Raw genomic sequence first — 1,196 nt, 5'->3', positions numbered from 1 at the left:
CCGACTTGGGCGAGGAACGGAGTTTGTGTTGTCGCTTCCGAGCGTACCGCACGCCAATATTCTTTGCAGCGTTATAATCCGCGTTCAGTTCATACCCACACTTCTGGCACTCGAAGTGTTCGCCCTGGCGGTTGCCGTCGTGCGTGAACCCACAGTCCGTCCGAGAACAGCGTTGGGATGTATGGGTCGGCTCGACCTGCTCTACAGAGACGCCCTGTTCAGGGGCTTTGTAGGAGACGTATTCAAACAGGCGTCGGAACGCCCAGACGTGGTGCCACTTCGCGTGTGGAAGCCGCTCTCGAATGTCACTCAAGTCCTCGAATGCGATCACGTCGCAGTCGTGTTCGACGGCTTCCGAGACGAGTTCGTTGGCGATCGTGTGGATGTACTGTTTGCGCCAGGCTTCCTCTCGCTTCCCGAGACGAAGCAGGGCCTTGTGTGCGGCCTGCGTGCCGCGTTGTTGCATCTCGCCACGTCGCTTCTCGAACTCACGACACCAGTGGTCGTAGTCGTCCCCCTGCCAAAACGTGCCGGTTGAGGACACAGCGAGGCTGTTGACGCCGAGGTCGATACCGAGGACCGTTTGGTCGGAGTGCCCGGTATCTTCCGAAACCTCCTCGTCACCGTCTGTCCGCCGCGTCGAAATGTTGAGGTAGAACTCGTCAGTGGCCGCGTCGTACCGAAGCGTACTCTCACGGAACTCGTAGCTCTCGGAGAGTACGTACCGCTCGTAGGGCGTCGGACTGTCTGCCGGGAGAACGAACGACGGTTCGACTCGGCCCTCAACAGTTGCCAGCGACACCTTGTTCCGGTAGAAGGTCGCGCTCCGCGTGTCGTAGTCCATCGTTTCGGCGGTAAACGTCGGTTGAGAGACGCGCTGTCCCTTTTTCCACCGTTCGACACACGCTTTGACAGCTTCGACAGCGCGTTTGATAGCGGCTTGAACAAGTTGGGCCTGTAGGTCTGTCTCCTCTCGAAGTTCGGCGTAGAGCGCGTCACGAACCTCTCGCTTGTTGGTCTTACACTCGGCGTAGGAGGTGTCGGACCAACAGTAGTCGGCGGTTCGGTTCGCGCAGTACAGGTATTGCTGGGCGGTTCGGTGGAGTGCGTCGCGTTGCTCGTCGGAAACGGCGAGTTTCACGACGGCGGTTCGACGCACGCCCATAGTTTCAGAGAGTACCCGACGGTACTTATAT

Annotated in this window: 1 protein-coding gene; it reads right to left on the bottom strand. The window is 59.1% G+C overall.

Annotated features, from left to right (window positions below; all coding sequences use genetic code 11):
- The coding region (locus B9H04_RS17800) for an RNA-guided endonuclease InsQ/TnpB family protein (protein WP_085682901.1) at positions 1-1,165 on the bottom strand (1,165 nt) is incomplete at its 3' end.
- Positions 1,166-1,196: the final 31 nt, after the last annotated feature.

The organism is Halorubrum ezzemoulense DSM 17463 (assembly GCF_002114285.1).
In the GTDB taxonomy this organism is placed as follows: Archaea; Halobacteriota; Halobacteria; order Halobacteriales; family Haloferacaceae; genus Halorubrum; species Halorubrum ezzemoulense.
The sequence above is the reverse complement of the archived record's forward strand: the minus strand, read 5'-3'. Positions and strand labels throughout refer to the sequence as shown.